We start from the raw sequence: 5,284 nt of genomic DNA on the forward strand, positions 1-5,284 counted from the left end.
CGGCAGGGGTGGCTAAGGCTGAGACCTTCCCGCTCAACTCGGTTCTCGCCGCTGCCTACCGCCGCCAGCATCAAGTTAACGATGCCGTCATCGAGAAGATTGAGCTCGTCGATGTAGAGCACGCCGCGATGAGCATCCGCCAGCAGTCCCGGCTGAAAGACTGCACTGCCGCTGGAGAGTGAAGCGGCCACGTCCACAGCTCCCACCAACCGGTCTTCGGTGATGCCAAGGGGGATCTGTACGAAGGGGGCGGGAATGACCGTGGAGGGTGCTTCGCCTGTGATTCGCTCACGGGTGGCGTCGTCCCATTCATCCGGGTTCTGGGGATTGAGGTTGCGCCCCACACCCCCATCGGCATCGAGGATGTCGATGGGGGGCAGCAGGGCATGCAGGCCCCGAGCCAAAACTGATTTGCCGGTGCCGCGTCTCCCCGCGATCACCACCCCGCCCAACCCAGGGTCCACGGCTGCCAGCAGAAGGCCCAACTTCAACGTGCCATGGCCCGTGATCGCCGCTAGCGGAAAGGCACGGGTGGCCTGGTCGTCTTTTACCGCTACTCCGGTTGCCACCATGGATGCGTTCAGCCCGTTCGTGCGCGCCAGTCTCGCTGATGCCCCTCATCGATGACCCTTTTGTTGCGGTGGCGCTGGGGGCGAACGAGCCCAGTACGCTCGGATCGCCGCGTCAGACTCTCGTGATGGTGAGGCCTCTACTGGAGGAAATGTTCAGGCTTTGGGCTGGTCAAGAGCTCTGCTTCTGCTGGTCGCAGCTTGTGGAGACCACCCCCGTCGGACCGGTTGATCAGCCTGACTATCTCAATGCGGTGGTGCTGGTGAAGGGCCTCATCTTTCTCCCTTCCGAGCCGTTGGCCTTGGCATTGCTGCAGCGGTTGCACGGGCTCGAATGGCGTTTCGGCCGTGACCGTTCACGGGAACAGCGCTGGGGACCACGCCCCTTGGATCTTGACTTGTTGTTTTGGGGTGAGTTTCGTCTTGAGCACCCTGACCTGATGCTTCCTCATCCACGGCTGCACCTGCGCAGTTTCGTGCTGGAACCGCTGCTGCAAGCGATGCAGGGCACGCAACCGCCATGCTGGTGACTCTTCTCGCCTTACCCCATGCCGCCGCTGCCGGCCCCGGAGCCCTTTGAGTTGCTGGACACCGTTGAGGCGGTGGATGCCCGCAAGCTCCGTTTCGAGAGCAACCGGATCCAGTTGCCGATGGGGGTGAAGGCTACCTTCGGGATGATTCGTCACCCCGGCGCTTCCCTAGCGGTGCCGATCACAAACGATGGACAGGTGGTGTTGCTGCGCCAGTACCGCTTCGCAGTTCAGGCCCGTCTGCTCGAATTCCCCGCCGGCACGCTTGAAGAAGGCGAAGATCCATTAGAGTCGATGGAGCGGGAGCTGGGGGAAGAAGCCGGCTACAGAGCTGCGCAGTGGGATGTGCTGAGTCCGATGCTGCCTTGCCCTGGCTATTCCGATGAGGTGATCCACTGCTTCCTGGCCCGGCAGCTCACCCCTTTGGAGAACCCACCCGCGGGCGATGACGACGAAGACCTGGAGGTGGTGTTGATGAGTCCAGCGCAGCTGGATGCAGCGTGGGCATCGGGCGATGAATGGCTCGATGGCAAAAGCGTTACCGCCTGGTTCCGCGCCAAGCAGCTTCTCGGCCTTGGATGACCATTTCTCGGATTCTATTCTGGCACCGCCGCGATCTGCGTCTGGCGGATAATCTTGGATTGGTGGCTGCTGCGGAGATCAGTCCGGCGGTGACGGGCGTTTATGTGCTCGATCCCCAGGTGATCAACCCGCCGGAGCATCTGCCGCCGATGGCGCCGTCCCGCCAGTGGTTTCTGATTGAGAGTCTGGTGGAACTTCAGCAGCGCTGGCGGGAGGCCGGCAGTCGCCTGCTGGTGCTAGAGGGCGACCCGATGGCGGTGTTGCCGCAGCTGGCGCAGCAGATCGGTGCTGAGGCTGTGGTGTGGAACCGCGATGTGGAGCCCTATGCCCGTGAGCGGGACCACCAGGTGGCCAAAACGCTGCAGGCTGATGGCCGCAGGGTGGTGGTGGATTGGGATCAACTGCTGATCGCTCCGGAGCTGCTCAAGACCGGCGCTGGCGATCCGTACCGCGTGTATGGACCCTTCCTGCGCAACTGGCGCGGCCAGGTGCTGGCTCAAAAGCCAGCCACCGTTGCAGCGCCGTCAGGCTTGGTGGATCTGCCGCCGGAGCTGGTGCCGGCTGGTAATCCCCTGCCCGCTCTGCGGGACAGCCATGGGTTCCAAGGCACCGAGATTTGCCCCTGTCGCCCTGGAGAAGCGGCGGCCCTGGCGCAACTCACCACCTTCTGTGATGGGCCTTTGTTCGGCTATGAGCCTCACCGCAATTTTCCCGGGACTCCCGGCACCTCTTACCTCAGTGCTGCCTTGAGCGTTGGCACGCTCAGCCCCCGCCAGGCTTGGTGTGCTGCCCAGAACTCCCGTGATCAAGCCCGCAGCGAGGAGCACTTGCAGGCCATTGCTGTGTGGGAGCAGGAGCTGGGCTGGCGCGAGTTTTACCAACAGGCCCTGTTCCATTTCCCGGAACTGGCGGATGGGCCTCACCGCGAGCAGTGGTACAGCTTTCCCTGGGACAACAACGAGGACTGGTTCGACTTTTGGAAAGAGGGGCAGACCGGTATGCCGATCATCGATGCCGCCATGCGCCAGCTCAACCAGACCGGCTGGATGCACAACCGCTGCCGCATGATTGTGGCCTCCTATCTGGTCAAAGACCTGATCTGTGACTGGCGCTGGGGCGAGCGCGCCTTCATGGAACTGGAGGTGGACGGTGACCTGGCCGCTAACAACGGTGGTTGGCAATGGAGCGCCAGCAGTGGCATGGACCCGAAGCCCCTGCGCATCTTCAACCCTGCCACCCAGGCCTCCAAGTTCGATTCAGCTGGCGACTACATCCGCCAGTGGGTGCCGGAGCTCCGCCATGTGAACACTAAAGATCTGCTCAGTGGTGAGATCGGATCCCTAGAACGGCGCGACTACCCCGAACCGTTGGTGGATCACAAGAAGCAGCAGGCAAAATTTAAGGTGCTTTATGCAACGATTCGATCGTAGGAATTGATCGTATTTGCGTAACTTTTTATTGGATGGTCTCAAACATGAAGAACATCAGTAGATACATTGCAATGAGCACGACGGCAACAACTCCTGCAACAAAGAGAATCATCAGCGGTTCCATAATTAATGTGAGAGCTTTAACGCTTTCCGAAACCTCGTCTTCGTAAAAATCAGCCAATTTATTCACCATCTCGCTCAGCCCACCTGTTTCTTCCCCAATCCGAAACGTCGACGTGAACGTGACAGAAATAATTTTATCTCTTTCCAGAGCTTTGTGGATTGGTTGCCCGGATTCGATTCATAATATATTTTGGTGATCACATTTTTAAACACCAGGTTTGACAATATTCTTTTTGATATTTGAAGTGCTTCGAGGATAGGGACGCCAGCATCGTTGAGTGATGAGAGTGTTCTGAAAAAATTCGCCAGAGATGACTTGATGATAAGACTACTAACAACTGGAATTTCCAGAAACAAGCGGTCTTTCCATAGGGGAACCGGTTCTTGTCTGGATAAAATACGAATAATGAAAAAACTGATGACGCTGATCGGTAGGAGTTTCACCAAAAACATCGGATCAGTGATGATACTGGAAGCATCCACAAGAAATTGAGTCAAGTCAGGAAGATCAGCTCCTGACTTTGAATACATTTCAACAAAAACTGGCATGACATAGATCAGCGTAATGATGACAACAACGAATGTGATCACAGAGATGCCAATCGGGTAAGCCATTGCACTTCTGATTTGTCCTTTGATTTTGGCTAGAGATTCCAACAGCTTTGATTCACGATCCAAGACCTCCGGTAGCTTTTCTGCAGTTTCTACTGCTGAGACAAGAGCTAAGTACATCTCATCGAAAATATTTAAATAAAGTGCTAGATTGTCTAGAAGTGTTGTTCTTTTGCTGATGCCAATCGAGTTTTCTTTGTAGATACTTTTGAGAGATTTATTGTCAGAGCTGCTGGAGATAATGTTGAGAGCTTCCAGTAGTGGTAGGCCAGTACGGATCATTGATGCCAGCTGTTTGGTTGATATAGCCAGATCTTTTGTGGAAGGCTTGGGATACCACTTGCGCGCGGGAGTGGTTCCAGATTTGACGCGGCGGGGCTTTTCTTGTGAAGCAGACTCTTTGTTTATGGGGCTTGGATTAGGTCTGGACTGACCCGGAGAAAGATTATTTTCTATGGGGCTTGTGAATGAGGAATTAGACCTAGGTCATTTTTTTCTGACTATTTTTAGCCTATCTCGAAGACTTTTGTCTTTCAGGCAGTCATAATTGGCCATCTTTGCTGAGTACTATCGAGGAGACTTGTCAGTACATTCGGGCGGTTGCATGTGTGAAAAGCTTCTTCTTTGGTGATCAAACTTTCGTCGACCAGCTGGAAAAAGCTTGCTCCAGGGGCTACATGCCAAATTTACCGCCAACTTGGATCTGGGAGTAAATCTGTGAAGATTTGGATTTACGTATCAGATTGCTTACAGCATGGTTATTGATCAAGATTTCAGCAGTAAGCTTTCTCTTTTTGTCTGTTGTCTTGCAGAGTATTTGAGAGATAAATCCTATCAAGGATACAGAGAGATGTACTCTGATTTGCTGTTGTTGAGCCGTTGGGAAAACATCAATAATTCGATTTATTGTCTGCGACGCAGAAGATGTGTGCAGGGTACCCAAGGCGAGGTGGCTTGTTTCTGCAGCAGTAATTGCCAGGCTAATCGTTTCAAAATCACGCATCTCACCTACCAATATGATGTCAGGCTCTTCCCAAAGTGCAGAGCGCAATGCGTTAGAAAATGAAGAGGTTTCTTCGCTGACTTCTCGCTACCTTACAAGGCAGTTTTTGTTATTAAAAATAAATTCGATTGGATCTTCAACGATCAGCAATCGTGTGAATGATTGGCATTAATCCAGTCAATCGAATTTGCCAGAGTTGTTGTTTTTCCTAATCCTGTTGGTGCAGTAACCAGCATGAGACCGTGAGGGTCATTCAAAAGTTGCTGGAGGCTTTCGGGTAATCCAAAAGCAGAAAAATTGGGTAGCTTGCTACTAAGCGCTCTCATCACGCAGGCAATTTTTCCGCGATCGAAAAACACATTGAGTCGAAAACGAGATAGATTTTCCAATCTATAACTACAATCTAACTCTTTTTTCTTTAAAGGCTGCCATTTT

The 5,284-nt window shown here is 53.9% G+C and carries 8 protein-coding genes; 3 read left to right on the forward strand and 5 right to left on the reverse strand.

From position 1 onward, the window contains the following. Positions 1-572 (reverse strand): ATP-binding protein (locus ACGVJ8_RS07275; protein ID WP_392346786.1); only part of this gene is annotated, 572 nt, incomplete at its 3' end. Positions 573-610: 38 nt separating this feature from the next. Here ACGVJ8_RS07275 and folK point away from each other — a divergent pair. The 3 genes from folK to ACGVJ8_RS07290 are packed head-to-tail and all read left to right on the forward strand — an operon-like array spanning position 611 to position 3,111. Further along, positions 611-1,099, forward strand: coding sequence for a 2-amino-4-hydroxy-6-hydroxymethyldihydropteridine diphosphokinase (gene folK / locus ACGVJ8_RS07280; protein WP_392346788.1), 489 nt, complete (start codon positions 611-613; stop codon positions 1,097-1,099). Between the two features lie 18 nt (positions 1,100-1,117). Then, positions 1,118-1,681 carry an NUDIX hydrolase gene (locus tag ACGVJ8_RS07285; RefSeq protein ID WP_392346790.1) on the forward strand — a complete coding sequence of 188 codons (564 nt, stop codon included), beginning with the start codon at positions 1,118-1,120 and terminating at the stop codon, positions 1,679-1,681. Then, the gene (locus tag ACGVJ8_RS07290) at positions 1,678-3,111 is read left to right on the forward strand and encodes an FAD-binding domain-containing protein (protein ID WP_392346792.1); all 1,434 of its coding nucleotides are present in this window, start codon (positions 1,678-1,680) and stop codon (positions 3,109-3,111) included. Before ACGVJ8_RS07285 ends, ACGVJ8_RS07290 begins: the two co-directional genes overlap by 4 nt. 25 nt (positions 3,112-3,136) lie before the next feature. Here the strand turns inward: ACGVJ8_RS07290 and ACGVJ8_RS07295 are convergent, their stop codons facing one another. From ACGVJ8_RS07295 to ACGVJ8_RS07310, 4 genes are all read right to left on the reverse strand, one after another. Next, positions 3,137-3,412, reverse strand: a complete 276-nt coding sequence (locus tag ACGVJ8_RS07295) for a type II secretion system F family protein (RefSeq protein ID WP_392346798.1) — start codon at positions 3,410-3,412, stop codon at positions 3,137-3,139. Then, the gene (locus ACGVJ8_RS07300; protein WP_392346800.1) at positions 3,310-4,302 is read right to left on the reverse strand and encodes a type II secretion system F family protein; all 993 of its coding nucleotides are present in this window, start codon (positions 4,300-4,302) and stop codon (positions 3,310-3,312) included. The genes ACGVJ8_RS07295 and ACGVJ8_RS07300 overlap by 103 nt, the downstream gene beginning before the upstream one ends. Before the next feature lie 217 nt (positions 4,303-4,519). Further along, a complete protein-coding gene (locus tag ACGVJ8_RS07305) occupies positions 4,520-4,897 on the reverse strand; it encodes an ATPase, T2SS/T4P/T4SS family (protein ID WP_392346794.1) in 378 nt (125 codons plus the stop codon). Positions 4,898-4,992: 95 nt separating this feature from the next. Next, a partial coding sequence (locus ACGVJ8_RS07310) for an ATPase, T2SS/T4P/T4SS family (protein ID WP_392346796.1) occupies positions 4,993-5,284 on the reverse strand: 292 nt, incomplete at its 5' end.

The sequence above is a fragment of the Parasynechococcus sp. genome (assembly GCF_042954245.1).
In the GTDB taxonomy this organism is placed as follows: Bacteria; Cyanobacteriota; Cyanobacteriia; order PCC-6307; family Cyanobiaceae; genus Parasynechococcus.